Origin of the sequence: Quadrisphaera sp. INWT6, assembly GCF_015390235.1 — a bacterium.
GTDB lineage: Bacteria > Actinomycetota > Actinomycetes > Actinomycetales > Quadrisphaeraceae > Quadrisphaera.
In genome coordinates this window covers 652911-670337 of record NZ_VUOH01000001.1, presented here as the reverse complement: position 1 = coordinate 670337, position 17427 = coordinate 652911, and the positions used below count along the sequence as shown (strand labels likewise).

Sequence of the window (17427 nt, the reverse complement as noted above, 5' to 3'; positions counted from 1 at the left end):
ACCCTCCCAACGACGCTAGACGTACCGTCGATTACGCGAAAACATGCGGCGGCGTGGGACGCACCAAGCAGCCGGAGATCCGCGAGCGCCTCCTGCACGCCTGCACCGACCACGTCCTCGCGCACGGCGTCCCCGACCGGTTGGCCCCGCTGGCCGCGGCAGCGGGCACCTCGCCGCGGATGCTGCTGTACCACTTCACCACCAAGGACGCCCTGCTCCGCGAGGTGCTGCGCGAGGCCCGCGCTCGTCAGCGGCGCGACTTCGGGGAGCTGCTGCGCCCCCGGCCGGACGAGCCCTACCCGGCGACCCTGCGCCGGGCGTGGACGGAGATGACCGACGGGCCGGCGCGCCGGTACGTGGCCGTCTTCAACCCCCTGCGCGAGGACGCCGACCAGCGCCTGTGGCCCGGGTTCCGGGTCGAGGCCACGACCGACTGGCTGGAGCCGCTGCGCGAGGGGCTGGCCGCGGTGGGGCGTCCAGAGCTGGCGACCGTGGTGCTCGCCGTCATCCGGGGGCTCCTCGTCGACCTCGAGGCCACCGGTGACCGCCACCGCACCGAGCAGGCGTGGCAGCACTTCGTCGACCTCCTGGGTGCTGGCCCCGTCACCGCGACGGTGCCCCGGTGACGGTCGTCAGCGCGCCGCGGGCTGGCACCGCGGGTCAGCGTCCTCGCTCGAGCTCGGCGAGGTCCTCCTCGGTGAGCTGCAGGTCTGCGACGGCCAGGTTCTCCTCCAGGTGCGCCGTGCTGGAGGTGCCCGGGATCAGCAGCACGTTGGGCCGGTGCGCCAGCAGCCACGCGAGACCCACCTGGGCCGGGGTGGCGCCGGTGCGGGCGGCCACCGCCTGCACCGCGGGGTCGTCGACCACCTTCGGCGTGCCGGGGAAGGCCGACCCCAGCGGGAAGTACGGCACGTACGCGATGCCGTGCTCGACGCACAGGTCCAGGACGTCGGCGTCGCTCTGGTCCACCAGGCTGAAGGCGTTCTGGACGCAGACGACGCCGGCCTGGTCGATCGCCTGCTGCACCTGGGCGGGGGTGGCGGTGGAGATGCCGACGCCAGCGATCTTGCCCTCCTCCCGCAGGGCGACCATCTCGGCCAGCTGGTCCTCCAGGGCCACCTGCTGGTCCTCGCCGTGCCCGCCGCCGTCGTGCAGGCGCAGGTTCACCGCGCCGAGCTGCTCGACCCCGAGCGAGCGCAGGTTGTCCTCCACCCCTGAGCGGAGCTGGTCGGGTCGCTGGCCCGGGAGCCAGGCACCCGCCTCGTCGCGGAAGGCGCCGACCTTGGAGACGAGCACGAGGTCGTCGGGGTAGGGGTGCAGCGCAGCGTGGATGAGCTCGTTGGAGACGTCGGGCCCGTAGAACTGGGCGGTGTCGATGTGGTCGACCCCGAGCTCGACGGCCCGGCGCAGGACGGCGATGGCGGCGTCGCGGTCGCGCGGCGGGCCCATGACGCCCGGGCCGGGCAGCTGCATGGCGCCGTACCCGACGCGGTGCACGGACAGGTCGCCGAGGGGGAAGGTGGCCACCACCGCACGCTAGCCACGGACACCGCCTTGCGCCGCTGCAGCCGAGGGCTCCCGGGGTGCTCCGCGACCGCGACCACCGGTCAGGTGCCTGCAGCTGCGATGACCTCGCCGAGGTAGGCGCGCCGCACCGAGCGGTGGCGCAGCAGGTCACGGGCGCCGGCGCTGAGGAGCGTCCCCTGCTCGGCGAGCTCCTCCGCTGCTTCCACCGCCGCCATGTACTCGATGGCGGCGGCCTGCGTCCCCGCCGGCAGCACGAGACGCAGCTCCACCGCGGTCTCCCCCGAGGCCACCGCCAGGGCCACCTGCTGGCGGACCTGACGGCGCACGGCGTCGAACGCCCGCGCGGCGGTGTCCAGGCGGCGAGCCAGGTCCAGGTCGTCTGCGGGTCCGTCCGCGACGAGGGAGGACGCCGCCCGGTGCCGGGGGTCCAGCAGCACCAGCTGCAGCTCGCGCAGCACGTCGTCCATGCCCTCCTTGGCGGCCAGCAGACCTGCTGCGTCGAGGGCCGGCAGGACCACCTCGAGCACATCGCCCGCGCCGCGCCGCGCCGGCTCAGGAGCCACCGCGCGGCGCTCGGCACCGCTGTCCGCGAACGGGACGGCCGGTGCGACCACGGCCGGGGTCGGTCCGCTGTCGCTCCACGCGGCCAGCAGCTCCTCCACGCCGAGCTCCGCACCGCCGTCGGCGGCGGAGCGCCCCTCGCCCGGGCCCGAGTGGCCGGTCGCCAGGTCCAGCTCGAACCAGACGCCCTTGCGGGCGCTGGAGCTCGGACCCGCACCCCAGCGCGAGGCCAGGGTCTGCACGAGGGCCAGTCCCCGGCCGCTCATCGCCGTCGCGCTCGGAGCGGTCACCGTGGGCAGCGCGACAGCATCATCACGCACGGTGACCCTGGCTCCGGATCCGCCGTGCAGCTCGGAGACGGCGACGTCGAAGTCCGTGCGGGCGTGCAGGACGGCGTTGGCGGCCAGCTCGCACACCAGCAGGCCGGCGTCGTCGGCGAGGGGCTCCATGGACGTCCCCGTCAGGCACTCCTGCACGAAGCGGCGCGCTGCGCGGACCGACACCGTCGTCGGCGGAAAGCTCTGCAGGCCCAGCAGCTCCCGCACCACCGGCAGGCTGCCCGTGGGCGCACCCCAGTCCTCCACCGCGTGACCTCCCCCCGACGAGCTCCGCCGCTGCTCACGACGGGCCGCTCGCGCGAGAGCCCCCGCGCATGACCGACAGTAACCGCGCTGGGCTCGCCGGTGCGTCCCGGCGGGCTCGGTCGAAGCCTCCCCCCGCCTGGTGCCCTCGGGCATCCTGTTCCCCGTGACGACGCGCGCAAGACCACAGCCCCGGTGAGGGCCCGATGATCAGCGCCGAGGGCGACCACCCGCTGCGGCCGGCTCCCCGGTGGGCGTGGATGGGGGCTGCCGCGTGCGCGGCCCTGGTGGCCCTCGACCTCGGTCCGGGGAGCCTGAACGGCGACCGCGTCGCCTCCAACGTCGCCGGCACCCTGGCGCTCGCGCCGACCCTGACCGGCATCGGCGGCTCCCGCCGCCACGTCGTCGCCGTCGGAGTGCTCGCCACCGCGCTGGCGGTGCTCCTCTGCCTGGTCGACGGCGTGCCCCTCGTCACGGGGCTCGTGCGCTGCGGGGTGGTCGCCGTCGCCACCGCGGTGGTCGCGGTGGTCGCCGGAGCGCGCCAGCGGCAGCTGGCCCAGCTGCAGGACCGCCGCCAGGCCGCCCGCACGCTCCAGGCGGCGATGCTGACCGAGCTGCCCCAGCCGGACCACCTGCAGCTGGCGTCGCGGTACCTGCCCGCGAGCAGCGGCGACCAGGTCGGTGGCGACTGGTACGACGCCCTGGTCGACGCGGGGGGCTCCACCGTCCTGGTCATCGGTGACGTCGTCGGCCACGACATCCGCGCCGCCGCCACCATGGGGCAGGTCCGCGCCGTGCTGCGCACCTGCGCGGTGCAGGGCGACCAGCTGCCCTCCCAAGTCCTGACCTCCACCGAGCGGAGCCTGGAGCACCTGGGGCTCGACGTGCTCGCCAGCGCCACCGTCGTGCGCATCGACCAGAGCCCGGCCGAGGCCGAGCGCGGGCTGCGGCGCATCACCTGGTCCTCCGCGGGGCACCCGCCGCCGATCCTGGTCGTCCCCGGTCCCGGCGCCCCCGGCTCGGCCGGGCGCGCGCCGGCGGTGCAGGCCAGGGTGCTGCGCCACGGGGGTGACTGCGACGTCGCCGCGGCCGCGGGCCCGCCGGGACACGGCAGCGCCGACGTCCTCCTCGGCGTGGGCTCCCAGACGGGACGCGTCGACCACTCGTGCCAGGTGCCGCCGGGGGCGACGCTGCTGCTCTACACCGACGGTCTCGTCGAGCGCCGCGACGCCGACCTCGACGCGGGCACCGAGGCCCTGTGCCGGGTGCTGGAGGCCGAGGCGTCGCGCGAGCTGGAGGACCTGCTCGACGTGGGGCTGCGCCAGCTGGTCGGTGCTGGGCACGGTGACGACGTCGCGGTCCTGGCGGTGCGAGCCCACCGCGAGGACGGGCCCCGACCGCCCGAGGCGGGCCCGCCCCACGGCGCCGGTCCCGTCGACGCGGACGAGCTGCCTCCGGTCCCCGACGTCCCGACGCTCAGCGCCCGCTGACGGACGGGACGCCGGCCGCCGCGCTCAGCCCAGGACCGCCCGCGTGGTGGCGGCCTGCTGGGTGAGCACCCCCGCGATGGCCGTCTGCGTGGCGTTGATCTCATCGACCACACCCGTGATCGACGTCAGCCGCTCGATCACCGAGGCGACCTGGGCCTGGATCGCCCGCACCCGCTCGTCGACCTCCGTCGTCGCCCGCGCCGTGCCGCCGGCGAGCTCCTTCACCTCTGAGGCCACCACCGCGAACCCCTTCCCCGCTTCGCCGGCGCGCGCGGCCTCGATGGCCGCGTTCAGCGCCAGCAGGTTGGTCTGGGCGGCGATGGCGGAGATGGTGGAGACCACCTTGGAGATCTCCTCGCTGGACGCCCCCAGACCGGCCACCTCGGTGTTGGCCTGCTCCGTCAGCTGGTGCCCGCGCTCGGCGACCGCCGAGGCCCCCTGCACGTTGCGCTCCACCTCCGCGATCGAGGTCATCAGCTCGGTGCCGGCCGCGGTCAGGCGCTCCTGGGCGGAGATGCGCGCGAGGGCCTGGCCCAGCAGGAAGGCGGTGTTGGCGAGGGCGCTGCGGCGGCTGGTCGACAGCGACAGGGTGCGGGTGGCGAAGAAGTCCATCGTCCCGACCACCTCCCCGCCCACCACGACCGGGAGGCAGACCCCCGACCGCACCCCGGCGCGCTGGGCTGCGGGGGCGCGGACGCAGTCGGTGACCTGCGCCAGGTCCTCCACGAACACCACGTCGCGGCTGGCCCACGCCCGCCCCGCCACCCCGACGCCGCGGGCGAAGCTCGCGCTGGCGGTGACGCGGCGGAACTCGTCGTTGACCGAGCCGACCTTCTGGTCGAAGCGCAGCACCGGCGCCGGGGACGCGGCGGCGTCGAGGGCCCAGAAGGAGCCGTAGTCCCAGTCGAACTCGGCGCGGACGGTGCTCAGCGCCGCGCGCACCGCCGCGCCCGCGTCCTCGGCGCCGGCCAGCTCGCGCAGCACGGTGTTAACGGCCTCGACGTCCTGGGCCGCCCGCCGCTGGCGGTGCTGCTCGCGCGACCGCTCGAGGGCCTGGGAGACCAGCACCCCCACCGAGCGCAGCGCGCCGAGGCGGCCCTCGCACGGCGTCAGCGTCGAGGTGGTGAAGAAGTCCATCGTGGCCACCACCTCGCCGCCCTCGAGGATCGGGAAGCAGATGCCGCTCCTGACCCCGGCGCGCTGGGCGGCGGGGGCGCGCACGCAGTCCGCGACCTCGCCGACGTCGGGGACGAAGACCAGCTCGCGGGAGGCCCAGGCGCGCCCGGACAGCCCCACGCCGGGGCGGAAGGACGCCGCGAGGGTCACCCGGCGGAACTCCTCCCCGGCGTCGCCGGTCTCCTGGGCGAAGTGCAGCGCCGCCTCCGAGCCACTGCCGCGGACCTGCCAGTAGGAGCCGTAGGCCCACCCGAAGTGCGCGCGCACGGCCTCCAGCGCCGCCCCGACGGCGGCCTCGGGGGTGCTGGCCCGGGACAGTGCCTGGACCACGGCCACGACGGCCCGCAGGTCGGCCTCCGCCTCCACCACCGTCCTGGTGGGGGTCGCGGGGGCGGTGCGGCGGGAGGCTCTGGTGAACACGGTGGCCCTTCGGTGGTGCGGTGCGCGCAGGTGCGACGCGCAGGGCACGCGCGGGTGCACCCGTCGCTGTGCCCACGACGGGGCACCGCGGACGGCGCACCGCTCGTGCGGCACCAGGTGCATCGACCGCTCCGCGGAGACCTGTAGCACCTGGGCGGCGGGCAGGCCGCCCACCCGCTGGGCGCCGGGTCAGCGCGGCGGGCGCCGCAGGAGGGGGCCGATCAGCGCCAGCGCAGCGACCAGCAGCACCACCGCTCCCACCACCCCCGCGAACGGCACCACGACGCCACCCAGCCCGCCGTCCTGACCCGAGGCCGGGACCAGCACCGCGACCGCCAGCAGCTGGGCGCCCACCTGGACCAGCCCGTACCGCCCCAGGGGCCACCCGAGCGCCGCGAGCTGCACCCGAGCGCCCCGCGGGAGGGTACGCACGAGCGCGGTCAGCACGACCAGCAGGTGCACGCCGGCGAGCAGCGCGAAGAACCGCGGCTGCACCGGCGCCAGCGGCTGCAGGGCCTGCAGCGCAGCGAGCACCAGGACCAGCCCGACGACGAGCGCGGGGGCGGGCCACAGCGCCACCAGCACCGCCACGACGACGGTGAGGAGCCACGGCACCGGCAAGGACGCGCCGACCAGGCCCGCCGCCAGCAGGCCGGCCACCGCGGACAGGACCCCGACCGGCACCGCCGGTCCGACCCGGGGCCACTCGGGCACCGCGGTCGCCGGGGCGGGGGCGGAACCCCTCCACCTCGGCAGCCTCACCGCTGCCGCCGGCGCGACAGCGCCCGCAGCTGCGCCCGCCGTCCTGACGCGCCGGAGGCGCCCGCCCAGCTGACGACCTCCACCCCGACCGCGCGCAGGTCGTCGAGGCGGTCCTCGCGCTCGGCCGCCACGACGCGGTGCGCGAGCCGCTGCTGCGCCGTGCTCCCGCCGAGCCGGGGCGCGGGGAGCACGTCGACGGCCACCACGCGGTGCCCCCGGCTGCGCCAGGTCCGCGCGGCCCTCCCGGCGACGTCGTCGAGGAAGGTCGACAGCACGTACACGAGCGCCGACGGTGGCACCGGAGGTAGGCGCCGCACCCCGGCCAGCTGCCCGGCGGCGCGGGTGGTGGCCACGGCGGCGAGCACCCGGCGCAGGTGCCGGTCACCGGAGCCGACGGTCGTGGCGCTTCCGTGTGCGCCGAGGTCGCAGAACGCCACCCGGTCGCCGCGGCGCACGGTCCCGGCGGCGATGGCGCTGGCGGCCTGGCGGGCCAGGTGCAGCGAGCTGACGCCCCGCAGCCCGGCGCGGTTGCTGGCCCACTGCGCCACCACCTCACCGACGTCGTCGCGGCTGTCGACCACGAGGACGGCGACGGCGTCCGACGTCGCCAGCGTGCGTCGCACGTAGAGGTCGGTGACCTCGCCCGCCACCCGCGAGCGCCGCGCGGTGGCCCGCCAGTCGATGCGTCGCAGCCGGTCCCCGGGGGTGAAGGGGCCGACGTCGCGGAAGTCGCCGCCCTGGCCGGGGCGGGAGGAGTCGTGCACGCCGCTCAGGCCCCGCAGCCCGGGTGGCAGCGGGAGGTCGCGCGACGGGCTCGACGCCGGGGCGAGCACGCGCTCCGCCGTCACGGGGCCCAGCGGGCCGGCCACGAGACCGCCGTCGGGGGCGACCAGCCCGAGCGAGGCGCGCACGACCTCCTGCGGTCCGGAGACGCCCAGCAGCGCGACGCGGCCGGTGAGGACGGTCGTGGAGGGGGCCACCGCGAGGGTCCGCGAGCGCCCGCCCACCAGCGACAGGTGCACGAGGGAGACCTCGGTGCCCGGGGGTGCGCACGTGGTGACGCGGTAGTCGACGCTGCGGCTCCCCGGGCCGGCTGCGACGTCGGCCGCTGCGCCCGAGGAACTGTCCACCGCGACGTCGACCGACGCCTCCCCGGCTGCGGCGCGCTGCCAGCCGAGGGCCGCGGTGACCAGCAGCGGAGCCCCGAGCAGGGCGACGTCGGGACGTCCCAGCACCAGCCCGGCGGCCGCGAGCACCACGCCCAGGGCGACGGCGACCGCAGGTGCGGCCGTCCACGTCCAGGTGGGCTGCTGCCTCATGCCTGCGGGCCGGCGGCGCCCGCAGCACCGGCGCTGGCGGGTCCCGGCACGGAGGCGACCGCGGCGCGGACCACCTCGGCGGTCTCGATCCCGGCGGCCCACGCGTCGGTGGTGAGCACCAGGCGGTGGGCCAGCACGGGGCTCGCGGCGCGCTTGACGTCCTCCGGCTCCACGTAGGCCCGCCCCGCCAGCACCGCGAGGGCCCGGGCGACCAGCAGCAGCGCCTGCGACCCGCGGGGGCTGGCACCGACCTGCACCGAGGGGTGGTCGCGGGTGGCGGCGGCGAGGTCGACGCAGTAGCCGGCGACGTCGGGGTCGACGTGCACGGCCTCGACGGCGGCCTGCATCGCGAGCACCTGCGCAGCGTCGACGACGGGCTCGACGTGCGCGGCCTCCTGGCGCCGGGCGACCCGGTTGAGCAGGATCTGCCGCTCCTGGGCGCGGTCGGGGTAGCCGACGGCGAGGCGGACCATGAACCTGTCGAGCTGGGCCTCGGGCAGGGCGTAGGTGCCCTCGTGCTCGACGGGGTTCGAGGTGGCGACCACGCGGAAGGGCTGCGGGAGCGGGTGGCTGCGGCCCTCCACGGTGACCTGGCCCTCGGCCATCGCCTCGAGCAGCGCCGACTGCGTCTTGGGCGGGGTGCGGTTGATCTCGTCGGCGAGCAGCAGGCTGGTGAACACCGGCCCGGGCTGGAACTCGAAGGCGCGTCCGGCCGGGTCGTAGACGAACGAGCCGGTGATGTCGGCGGGCAGCAGGTCGGGCGTGCACTGCAGCCGCCGGAAGTCCAGGCCCAGCGCTCCGGCGAGGCTGCGGGCGGCGAGGGTCTTGCCCAGCCCGGGCACGTCCTCGAAGAGCACGTGCCCGCCCGCCAGCAGCGACGCCAGCGCCAGCTCCAGGGCGCCGTCCATGCCGACGACCACCCGCCCGACGCGGTCCAGCACCTCGCGGGCCAGGCGGGCGACGTCGTCGACCCCCAGCTCCTGCTGCGCCACCTGCTCGCTCACGCGTCTCCCCCAGCTCGGTCGATCGGTGGTCGTGTCGACGGCGCGGGAGCCGCTCCGCTGCCGAGCGCCTCCACGCGGGCCAGGCAGTGGGCCACCGCCCGCACCCGCGGTGTCGGCGAGGAGCGCGACAGCAGCACCGCGACCGCGGCCCGCCCCAGCAGCTCCTCCGCGACGGCGCGGCCACCCGGGGCGTCGAGGTCGACGCCTCGGCGCCGCAGCCGGGAGCGCCCCAGCGCCTGCACGCGCACCAGGCCCGCCTGCCCCATGCCGCTCTGGCGGGCGGTGAACGCCACCGACAGCCCCACCAGGTCGCTGCGGCCCCCGGGCTCGGACGGCGGCAGCTCGAACCGCCACCGGTGCTCCGGGGTCCCCGGGAGCGACGCGACCAGCACACCGGCGACCAGCAGCGCCAGCGAGCTCGTCACCACCTCGGCGGCGGTCCAGCCCGCGAAGACCAGAGCCAGAGTGACGGCGGCCACGGCCCACACCACCACCTGGAGCCGGGCGCGCCGCGGCGGCTGCAGCAGCGGCGCCAGCGGTGACAGCGCAGCCCACGCCGTCGTCCTGGCCGACGTCTGGTGGCGGCGCGGAGCCTCAGCGCTCATGCGCCCGCTCGGGTGCTCGCCCAGGGCCGGTCGAGGCGGCGTCCCAGGACCCTGCCAGCGCGCGCAGGGCGGCGCGGGCGCGCTCGGCGTCGTCGTCGCGGCGACCGCCGGCACCGCCGAAGCGGGCCCGCGAGTACAGCGCGCGCAGCACGTCGACGGCGGCGCGGTCGGCGGGCACCCGGGCCAGGAGGCGCGTCGTGAACTCCGTCGGCGTCTCGGCCGGGGTGCGGGCCACCCCGGCGTCCTCGGCGGTCTCCTCCAGCCCCAGCCAAGCGCGCACGACGGCGTCGTCGAGGTCGCGGGGGTCGTCCAGCAGCTCCAGCGACCTGGCGATGCCCCGGCGGACGACGGGCGCGGCCAGGGCCCCGTCGACGTCTCCCGCGGTCTCGTCGAGCGCCTCCAGCGCCTCGGCGCGGCTCGCGCGGCGCTGCCAGAGGCGTCGGAGCCAGACCACCACGAGCACCACCACCGCGAGCACGGCCAGGGCCCCGGCCACCGCGAGCGCCGGTCCCAGCCAGGAGGGAAGGTCCTGCGGCGGCGCCTCGGGCAGCACCTCCAGGGGAGGTGGCGTCTGCGTCGGGGTGGGCGTGGGCATGACGACGTCGGGCGGTGCCGAGCGGCGGCCCGAGGGCGTGGTCAGGCCCTCCGCAGCGGCGGCGAGGACGACGAGCACCGCGGCGACGGCGCAGCCCACCGCCAGCCGGTCGACCCGCACAGGACCCCCTGACCGCTGCTCCGCGGCTGCCGCGGCACCGGCCCCCCGCGTCTGGAGGCCCTGCTCGCCGTGGCGGCCAGACAAGCACGTCCCCGCCCCGCGAGCCACACGCCCCGCGGCCGCCGGGGCGCCGCTCAGCTCCGGCGGTACCAGGTGATGCGGTACGGCATGCCGGTCCGCGAGGTGGCCCAGCCCTGCTCGGGCTCGCTGCGCTCGACGGTCCAGCGCTCCGGGTCGAGCGGGGGGACGACGGACGCGGTGGCCGGGTCGACCCCGGCGTCGACGTCGACGTCGGTGACGACGGCGACGTCGAGCGTCCCCTCCGCCAGCGCCTGCGCGTACACCTGGGCCCCGCCGATCACCCACACCTCGCCGTCGGCGCCCTCCCCCGGCTCCGCGGCCAGGGCGACGGCCTCGGCCAGCGTCGCGGCGCGCACCGCGCCGGGCGCCGACCACGAGCCGTCGCGGGTCAGGACGACGCAGCGGCGCCCCGGCAGGGGGCGCCACCGCTCGGGCAGGGAGTCCCAGGTGGCGCGGCCCATGACCACGCCGTGGCCCTTCGTGGTGCGCTGGAAGTGGGCGAGGTCCTCGGGGACGTCCCACGGCACGGTGCTGCCGTCACCGATGACGCGGCCGCGGGCCTGCGCCCAGACCGCCCCCACCAGCCCGCGGGCGCTGCTCCCAGCGGCGGTCACACGGCCACCGGCGCCTTGATGGCCGGGTGGTGCTGGTAGCCGACCACCTCGACGTCCTCGAAGGCGTGCGCGAGCAGCGGCGCCGGGCGGAGCCGCAGCTCGGGGAAGGGGAACGGCTCGCGGGAGAGCTGCTCGCGCACCTGGTCGACGTGGTTGTCGTAGACGTGGCAGTCGCCGCCGGTCCAGACGAAGTCGCCCACCTCCAGGCCCACCTCGGCGGCCACGAGGTGCGTCAGCAGCGCGTAGCTGGCGATGTTGAACGGCACGCCGAGGAACATGTCGGCGCTGCGCTGGTACAGCTGGCAGGAGAGGCGCCCGTCGGCCACGTAGAACTGGAACAGGGCGTGGCACGGCGCGAGGGCCATCTTGTCGAGCTCCGCCACGTTCCAGGCGGAGACGACCATGCGGCGGGAGTCCGGGTCGCGGCGCAGGGTCTCGACCACCTGCGCGAGCTGGTCGACGGTGCCGCCGTCGGGCGTGGGCCAGGAGCGCCACTGCACCCCGTAGACGGGGCCGAGGTCGCCGTCGGGCCCGGCCCACTCGTCCCAGATGGTCACGCCGCGCTCCTGCAGCCAGCGGGCGTTGCCCTCTCCGCGCAGGAACCACAGCAGCTCGAGCACGATCGAGCGCAGGTGCACCTTCTTGGTGGTGACCAGCGGGAACCCGGCGGACAGGTCGTAGCGCAGCTGAGCGCCGAAGACGCTGCGGGTGCCGGTGCCGGTGCGGTCGGACTTGACCGCGCCGGTGTCCAGGACGCGGCGCAGCAGGTCCTCGTACTGCGTGTCCACCGCTGCGCCCGTCTGCGGGGTCGCGGGCTCAGCCACGGGGGGCCACCCGCACGCCGTCGTCGCCCACGGTCAGCTCCACCGCACCGAGGTTCGCGACCACGGCGTCGGGCTGGGCCGCGACCAGGTCGGGCACGCGGTTGGTGGTGGCCATCGCGAGCACCGCGCACCCGGCGGCGCGGCCCGCGGCGATGCCGGCGGGGGCGTCCTCGACCACCAGGCAGCGCGACGGGTCGACGCCGAGCCGCTCGGCGGCCAGCAGGTACGGCGCGGGGTCGGGCTTGCCGCGGGGGGTGTCGCTGGCGGTCACGACGACGGCGGGCGCGGGCACCCCGGTGGCGTCGATGCGGACGCGGGCCAGGTCGCGCGAGCACGACGTCGCGATGGCCGCGCGGCCGGCGGGGAGCGCGCCCAGCGCCTCGCGGGCACCGGGCAGCACCACGATGCCGTCGGTGTCGGCGATCTCCAGCTCGTCGATGTGCGCCAGGGCGGACGCGCGGCGCTCGGCCGGGAGCAGCCGCTCCACGATGCCCGCCGAGGGGATGCCGTGCATGCCCGCCAGCAGCGCCGGGTCGACGCCCTCGTCCTCGGCCCAGCGGAACCACGACCGGACCACCACGGGGCCGGAGTCGATCAGGGTGCCGTCCATGTCGAACAGGACCGCGTCGAAGCGCCGCTGCGCGAGCTCGTCGAGGCCGAGGGGAAGGCCCTCGGGCACGGGCAGGGGGTCGAGTTCCACGCCCGGGAGCCTAGGCGAGAGCACCGACGCCCCACGTCGGCGATGCTGGGGCGGGTGAGCTCGACCCCGGCGCCCGTCCCGGCAGCCGCCCCGTCTCCCCCGTCGGCCACCGGCCGCACCCGGCTGCTCGGCGTCGACGCCGCCCGCGGCCTCGCCCTGCTGGGGATGATGGGCACCCACCTCGTCTCCAGCACCGCCGACGACGGCGGGGTCAGCTGGGTCTACGAGGTCTTCAGCGGCCGGGCCTCGGCGCTGTTCGCCGTCCTCGCCGGCGTCGGGCTGGCCCTGGCCACCGGCCGCACCCGCCCCCCGCGGGGGCGCGACCTGCGGGCCGCGCGCGCCGGGGTGCTGGCCCGCGCCGGCGTCATCGCCGCCGTCGGCCTGGCCGTGGGCCTCGCGCCCGGCAACATCTACGTGATCCTCGTCTACTACGGCCTCCTCTTCGCCGTCGGCTCGCTCTTCGTCGGCCTGGGCGCACGCACCCTCGCCGTCCTCGCCGCGACCTGGCTGGTGCTGTCACCCGTGGCGAGCCACCTCCTGCGGCAGCTCCTGGTCGGCCCGCCGGGCGCCCCCTCGTACGACGTCCCCTCCCCCGCCTCGCTCCTCGACCCCGTGGGCCTGCTCACCGGCCTCGCCCTCACCGGCGTCTACCCGGTGCTCACCTGGACCGGCTACCTGCTGCTGGGCCTCGCGGTGGGCCGGATGCCGCTCGACCGCGCCCGGACGGCGGTGGGCCTGCTCGTCACCGGGGTCGTGCTGGCGGTGGCGGCCCCGCTCGCCTCGGCGGCGGCCCTGGGCGCCGCCGGCGGCACGCGCGTGCTGGCGGAGTCGGTCCCGGCGTCGTGGGGCCTGACCGACCTCGACCGCGCGCTCGCGGTGTTCCTGCCCGGGTCGACCCCGACGACGTCGTGGGCGTGGCTCCTGGTCGACACCCCGCACTCGGCCACGCCGTTCGACCTGCTGGCCACCTCCGGCAGCGCCCTCGCCGCGCTCGGGCTGGCGCTGCTCGTGGCCTCGGCCGGGCCGGTGGTGCGCCTCACCGCCGGGGAGCCCCGCCCCCTGGGCACCCTCCTGCTCGTGCCGCTGGCCGCGGCGGGGTCGGCCACGCTGACGCTCTACACGCTGCACGTGCTGACCGCCGGGACCACGTCCGCGGTGGCCGGCCAGGAGGGCGCCTGGGTGCTCCACGCCGCCGCGGCCGTCGTCATCGGGCTGGCGCTGCGCGAGGCCGGCTCGCGCGGACCGCTGGAGCACCTGGCGTTCCGCGCCAGCGCCGCCGCCCGCCGCTGGGCCGCGGGCGGCTCGGCGGCTCCGGGGACCCCCGGGCCCCGCGTCAGGCGGTGACGGGCGGCAGGTCGCTCGTGATCACCGCAGCGCCGGAGGCGTCGAGCACCTCGAGGCGGTCGGCGTCCTGCCGCAGCACGGCGGCGTTCATGGTGCAGTCGACGGTCTCCCCGGTGCCGATGAAGGTGCCCGCCACCACGGCGGTGCCGGCCTCGTCGACCACCACCACCTGGTAGGTCTGACCGGCCGCCAGGCCGCTCATGTCGAGGACGGTCTCGGTGCCCCAGGTGTGGGCCACGACCGCGGCGGTGGCGGTCACCGCGCTCGACGTCGTCGCCACGGGCACGTCCTCGACGGCGCCCAGCGTCCCGGGGGGTCCCTCCGCGGCGTGGTCGGCGGGCTGCTCGGCGGTCTGGCGGTCGTCGAGGGCGCCGCGCAGCAGCGAGCCGCCCAGGCCCCCGACCAGCAGCAGCCCGCAGGCCGCGAGCGCGAACGCCGCGACCCGGCCCCGGGAGCGCTCGGGGCGACGCTGCAGCGGGACGACGACGGGCCCCTCCCCGACCGCGGCCACGCGGGCCGCCAGCTCGGGGCTCGTGGTCTCCTCCCACGGCGCGCCCGAGGCGCGCAGGGGCTCGAGCTGGGCGACGACGGCGCGCAGCTCGGCCAGCTCGGCGGCCGCGACCGGGCTGCGGCGCAGCAGGGCGTCGAGCTCCGCGCGCTCGCGCTCGTCCAGGGCGGGGCCGGCGGCGGCCGCCGCCAGCAGGCCCCTCTCGTCGTCGGTGAGGTCACCGTCCACCGCGCTCTCCCCCCTCCTCGCTGCCCGGTCCGGCTGACAGGTCCTTGCGCAGCACCCTCAGCGCCGCGAACATCCTCGTGCGCAGCGTGGCCGCCGCGACCCCGGTCTCCTGGGATACGTCGGCGTAGTCCCTCCCGTTCAGGTGGACCTCGACCACCACCTGCCGCTGCTCCGGCGTCAGCCGGGCCAGGGCCTGCGCGAGGCGCATCCGCTCGACCACGGCGCCGTGCTCGTCGCGGGGGTCGACCACCTCGGGGGGTGCGTCGCCCGCGGTCACCCCGGGGCGTCGCGCCCGCGCCCGGGCGGCGTCGACGACCACGTTGCGGGCGATGGCGAACAGCCAGGTGCGCACCGAGCCGCGGTCGGGGTCGTGGCGGTCCGACGCCCTCCAGGCGCGGACGAAGACCTCCTGCACGCAGTCCTCGGCGAGCGCGCGGTCGCGCAGCGACGCGGCGGCGAAGGCGACCAGCGACGCCCCGTGCTCGGCGTAGGCCGCGCGGACGTCGAAGGCGCTGCGCCCCACGCCGTCCCCCTCCTCCGCCGGTGCCGGTCACCGGGCCGGACGGCTCCGTCCGGGTCGGCGCTGGAAAAAGTACAGATCGGTGGCGAACGGCGCGAACACGGACGTTCCGGGCGGCGTAACACCCTCCGAGCGCCCCTCCACCCCGGAGGGGACGACGCACCAGGAGGAACCCGATGCGCCACACCCGCACCCTCGCCGCCACCGCCGCCGGCGTGCTCGCCCTGTCCGCCCTCGGGGTCGGCGCCGCCCAGGCGACCGACCACAAGGGCGGCGGCGGGCACGGGAAGGGCCAGGCCGTCGTCGGCCTCGCCGACCAGGGGAAGGCCGTGGTCTGGCTGACCGTCGGCAAGGGCGTCCGCGCCGACCAGGCCAAGGGCGTCTCCGGCCTGCAGGGCGACGGCAGGCTCGTCGGCATCGACCACCGCGTGCAGGACGGGAAGCTGTACGGCGTCGGTGACCAGGGGGGCGTCTACACCCTCGACGCGCGCAGCGGCGCCGCCAGCAAGGTCGCCCAGCTGACGGTCGGGCTCGAGGGCCAGGCCTTCGGCGTCGACTTCAACCCGGCCGCCAACGCGCTGCGCATCGTCAGCGACACCGGCCAGAACCTGCGCCACCCGTTCGCGAACCCGGGCGCCGCGACCGTGGCCGACACGCCCCTGAACTCCCCGACGGCCACCCCGCCGGTCCAGGGCACCAAGGGCGTGACCGGCGCGGCGTACACCAACAACGACACCAACGACAGCACCGGCACCGTGCTGTACGACATCTCCACCGCCAGCGACCAGCTGCTCCTCCAGTCGCCCGCCAACTCCGGCGCGCTGGTCCCGGTGGGCGGCCTCGGGGTGGACGCCGAGGGTGACGCCGGCTTCGACATCCTCAGCGAGCTGCGCGACGGCAAGGCCGTCGGCGCCAGGGCGTGGGCGTCGCTGACCGTGGGCGGCAAGCAGGGCCTCTACGAGATCAACCTCGTCAACGGCTCCGCCTCCAAGGTCGGCGACCTGCCCTCCGGCGTCACCGACATCGCCATCCCGCTGGGGCGCTGACCCACCGACCGGACGGCTCCTCGCGGGCCACGCAGACGCAGGGCCGCCGCGCACCGGAGGGGGGTGCGCGGCGGCCCTGCCGCGTCTCCCTCCACCCCACCGTGATCATGGGATCTGTGCACGGTCCGACCGCGCACAGATCCCATGATCACGGCGCGTCGGGCGCACGAGTCCCGTGGTCACGGCGGGGGTGGTGGGTCAGGCGGCGCGGTGGAGGGCGGCGGCCCGGCGCATCGCCGAACGGGCTCGCTTGCGGTCACCGGCCACGTCGTAGGCGCAGGCCAGCCGGAACCAGGAGCCGTAGTCGTCCGGGGCGGCCTCCGCCTCGGCGCGGTACTTCTCGAACGCCGCGTCGGCGGCCGACCTGTCGATGCGGCCGGCCTCGTTGCGGGGCAGGTCGTCGGGGGGCAGCCGGTCGGCGGCGGCCAGCTCGCGCGCCATCGCCTCCGTCCGCACCCCGAAGGCCAGCTCGCGCCCCACGGCCCAGATGACGACCACCGGCAGCAGCAGGACGCCGACGCCGAGGGCCTTGTTCACCCACCCGTCGGCGGTGAGGAGCACCCAGCCCCGCTGCCCGAGCAGCACCAGGTACAGCGCCATGGCCGCCAGGAGCAGGCCGATGACGGCCTTGGTCTTCACGAGCTCATCACCGGGTCAGCCGCTCAGACGCCGAGCAGGTGCTCGAGGCCGACGGTCAGCCCCGGCCGGCCGGCCACCTCGCGCACCGCGAGCAGCAGCCCGGGGGCGTAGGCGGTGCGGTCGGTGGCCTCGTGGCGAAGCGTGAGCACCTCGCCGTGGTTGCCGAGCCAGACCTCCTGGGCGGCCATGACGCCGGCCATCCGCAGGCTGTGCACGGGCACGCCGCCGACGTCCGCGCCGCGCGCCCCGTCGAGGGACGACGACGTCGCGTCGGGAGCCGCCGCGACCCCGGCCTCCGCGCGGGCGGCGGCGATGAGCTCGGCCGTGCGGACCGCGGTGCCGCTGGGGGCGTCGACCTTGGCGGGGTGGTGGGCCTCGACCACCTCGACGGAGGTGAACCAGCGCGCCGCCTGCTCGGCGAAGCGCGTCATGAGCACCGCGCCGATGGCGAAGTTGGGCACCACGACCACGCCGGTGCCCTCGGGGCCTGGTCCAGCTGCTCGCGCAGGCGCCCCAGGGCGGCCTCGTCCCAGCCGCTCGTGCCGACGACGACGTGCACCCCCGCGGCCACGAGGCCGGCGACGACGCCCGGGGACGCCGACGGCACCGACAGGTCGACCGCCACCTGCGCCCCGGACTCGCGGGCGAGGGCGGCCGGGTCGTCCGCGCGGCCGGCGCGGGCCACGAGCTCGACGTCGTCAGCCCCCTCCAGGGCGGCGCAGGCCATCTGGCCCATCTTCCCGCCGGCACCGACGACGACGAC

General features: G+C 76.9%; 18 protein-coding genes and 1 pseudogene. 4 read left to right on the top strand and 15 right to left on the bottom strand.

Features of this window, described 5'->3' with window-relative positions; all coding sequences use genetic code 11:
• Nucleotides 1-53 precede the first annotated feature (53 nt).
• Nucleotides 54-626: a TetR/AcrR family transcriptional regulator gene (locus F1641_RS03010; protein WP_194902950.1), complete on the top strand. Its 573-nt coding sequence runs from the start codon at nucleotides 54-56 to the stop codon at nucleotides 624-626.
• A 34-nt stretch (nucleotides 627-660) separates the two neighbouring features.
• Here the strand turns inward: F1641_RS03010 and F1641_RS03005 are convergent, their stop codons facing one another.
• Together F1641_RS03005 and F1641_RS03000 are read right to left on the bottom strand one after the other, a co-directional pair.
• Nucleotides 661-1527, bottom strand: coding sequence for an oxidoreductase (locus F1641_RS03005; protein WP_194902949.1), 867 nt, complete (start codon nucleotides 1525-1527; stop codon nucleotides 661-663).
• Between the two features lie 80 nt (nucleotides 1528-1607).
• A complete protein-coding gene (locus F1641_RS03000; RefSeq protein ID WP_194902948.1) occupies nucleotides 1608-2672 on the bottom strand; it encodes an ATP-binding protein in 1065 nt (354 codons plus the stop codon).
• A gap of 203 nt (nucleotides 2673-2875) precedes the next feature.
• Between F1641_RS03000 and F1641_RS02995 the strand changes: the two genes are divergently transcribed.
• The gene (locus F1641_RS02995) at nucleotides 2876-4159 is read left to right on the top strand and encodes a PP2C family protein-serine/threonine phosphatase (RefSeq protein ID WP_194902947.1); all 1284 of its coding nucleotides are present in this window, start codon (nucleotides 2876-2878) and stop codon (nucleotides 4157-4159) included.
• Between the two features lie 24 nt (nucleotides 4160-4183).
• Here the strand turns inward: F1641_RS02995 and F1641_RS22390 are convergent, their stop codons facing one another.
• From F1641_RS22390 to F1641_RS02950, 9 genes are all read right to left on the bottom strand, one after another.
• Entirely contained in the window at nucleotides 4184-5755 is a 1572-nt protein-coding gene (locus F1641_RS22390; protein ID WP_309225341.1) for a GAF domain-containing protein, read from the bottom strand.
• A 189-nt stretch (nucleotides 5756-5944) separates the two neighbouring features.
• Nucleotides 5945-6469: a hypothetical protein gene (locus tag F1641_RS02985; RefSeq protein ID WP_194902945.1), complete on the bottom strand. Its 525-nt coding sequence runs from the start codon at nucleotides 6467-6469 to the stop codon at nucleotides 5945-5947.
• A gap of 44 nt (nucleotides 6470-6513) precedes the next feature.
• Nucleotides 6514-7836, bottom strand: coding sequence for a DUF58 domain-containing protein (locus F1641_RS02980; RefSeq protein ID WP_194902944.1), 1323 nt, complete (start codon nucleotides 7834-7836; stop codon nucleotides 6514-6516).
• A complete protein-coding gene (locus F1641_RS02975; RefSeq protein WP_206690410.1) occupies nucleotides 7833-8840 on the bottom strand; it encodes a MoxR family ATPase in 1008 nt (335 codons plus the stop codon). Before F1641_RS02975 ends, F1641_RS02980 begins: the two co-directional genes overlap by 4 nt.
• On the bottom strand, nucleotides 8837-9445 hold the full coding sequence (locus F1641_RS02970) for a hypothetical protein (protein ID WP_194902943.1): 609 nt from the start codon (nucleotides 9443-9445) through the stop codon (nucleotides 8837-8839). Before F1641_RS02970 ends, F1641_RS02975 begins: the two co-directional genes overlap by 4 nt.
• Nucleotides 9435-10160 carry a DUF4129 domain-containing protein gene (locus F1641_RS02965; protein WP_194902942.1) on the bottom strand — a complete coding sequence of 242 codons (726 nt, stop codon included), beginning with the start codon at nucleotides 10158-10160 and terminating at the stop codon, nucleotides 9435-9437. Before F1641_RS02965 ends, F1641_RS02970 begins: the two co-directional genes overlap by 11 nt.
• Before the next feature lie 134 nt (nucleotides 10161-10294).
• The gene (locus F1641_RS02960; protein ID WP_309225340.1) at nucleotides 10295-10855 is read right to left on the bottom strand and encodes a dihydrofolate reductase; all 561 of its coding nucleotides are present in this window, start codon (nucleotides 10853-10855) and stop codon (nucleotides 10295-10297) included.
• Nucleotides 10852-11679 (bottom strand): thymidylate synthase, encoded by an 828-nt coding sequence (locus F1641_RS02955; RefSeq protein ID WP_375541454.1) that lies wholly within the window; start codon nucleotides 11677-11679, stop codon nucleotides 10852-10854. The genes F1641_RS02960 and F1641_RS02955 overlap by 4 nt, the downstream gene beginning before the upstream one ends.
• Nucleotides 11672-12379, bottom strand: coding sequence for an HAD-IA family hydrolase (locus F1641_RS02950; protein WP_309225339.1), 708 nt, complete (start codon nucleotides 12377-12379; stop codon nucleotides 11672-11674). Before F1641_RS02950 ends, F1641_RS02955 begins: the two co-directional genes overlap by 8 nt.
• A 54-nt stretch (nucleotides 12380-12433) precedes the next feature.
• Here F1641_RS02950 and F1641_RS02945 point away from each other — a divergent pair, with 54 nt between their 5' ends.
• Nucleotides 12434-13723 (top strand): heparan-alpha-glucosaminide N-acetyltransferase domain-containing protein, encoded by a 1290-nt coding sequence (locus tag F1641_RS02945; RefSeq protein WP_194902941.1) that lies wholly within the window; start codon nucleotides 12434-12436, stop codon nucleotides 13721-13723.
• Here the strand turns inward: F1641_RS02945 and F1641_RS02940 are convergent.
• Nucleotides 13713-14459 carry a hypothetical protein gene (locus F1641_RS02940; RefSeq protein ID WP_194902940.1) on the bottom strand — a complete coding sequence of 249 codons (747 nt, stop codon included), beginning with the start codon at nucleotides 14457-14459 and terminating at the stop codon, nucleotides 13713-13715. The genes F1641_RS02945 and F1641_RS02940 overlap by 11 nt on opposite strands.
• The gene (locus F1641_RS02935; RefSeq protein WP_194902939.1) at nucleotides 14449-14982 is read right to left on the bottom strand and encodes a sigma-70 family RNA polymerase sigma factor; all 534 of its coding nucleotides are present in this window, start codon (nucleotides 14980-14982) and stop codon (nucleotides 14449-14451) included. Before F1641_RS02935 ends, F1641_RS02940 begins: the two co-directional genes overlap by 11 nt.
• A gap of 173 nt (nucleotides 14983-15155) precedes the next feature.
• Between F1641_RS02935 and F1641_RS02930 the strand changes: the two genes are divergently transcribed.
• Complete coding sequence (locus F1641_RS02930) at nucleotides 15156-16025, top strand: DUF4394 domain-containing protein (RefSeq protein WP_194902938.1); 870 nt, start codon at nucleotides 15156-15158, stop codon at nucleotides 16023-16025.
• Between the two features lie 198 nt (nucleotides 16026-16223).
• Here the strand turns inward: F1641_RS02930 and F1641_RS02925 are convergent, their stop codons facing one another.
• Entirely contained in the window at nucleotides 16224-16625 is a 402-nt protein-coding gene (locus tag F1641_RS02925; RefSeq protein ID WP_375541458.1) for a hypothetical protein, read from the bottom strand.
• A 62-nt stretch (nucleotides 16626-16687) separates the two neighbouring features.
• Nucleotides 16688-17400, bottom strand: a pseudogene (gene dapB / locus F1641_RS23660) (4-hydroxy-tetrahydrodipicolinate reductase).
• Between the last annotated feature and the right edge of the window lie 27 nt (nucleotides 17401-17427).

Excerpts from the sequence above, each read along its gene's own strand:
- F1641_RS02930 (WP_194902938.1), top strand. The coding sequence starts at position 15,156 with ATGCGCCACACCCGCACCCTCGCCGCCACCGCCGCCGGCGTGCTCGCC.
- F1641_RS02995 (WP_194902947.1), top strand. The coding sequence starts at position 2,876 with ATGATCAGCGCCGAGGGCGACCACCCGCTGCGGCCGGCTCCCCGGTGG.
- F1641_RS02980 (WP_194902944.1), bottom strand. The coding sequence starts at position 7,836 with ATGAGGCAGCAGCCCACCTGGACGTGGACGGCCGCACCTGCGGTCGCC.
- F1641_RS02925 (WP_375541458.1), bottom strand. The coding sequence starts at position 16,625 with ATGGCGCTGTACCTGGTGCTGCTCGGGCAGCGGGGCTGGGTGCTCCTC.
- F1641_RS02970 (WP_194902943.1), bottom strand. The coding sequence starts at position 9,445 with ATGAGCGCTGAGGCTCCGCGCCGCCACCAGACGTCGGCCAGGACGACG.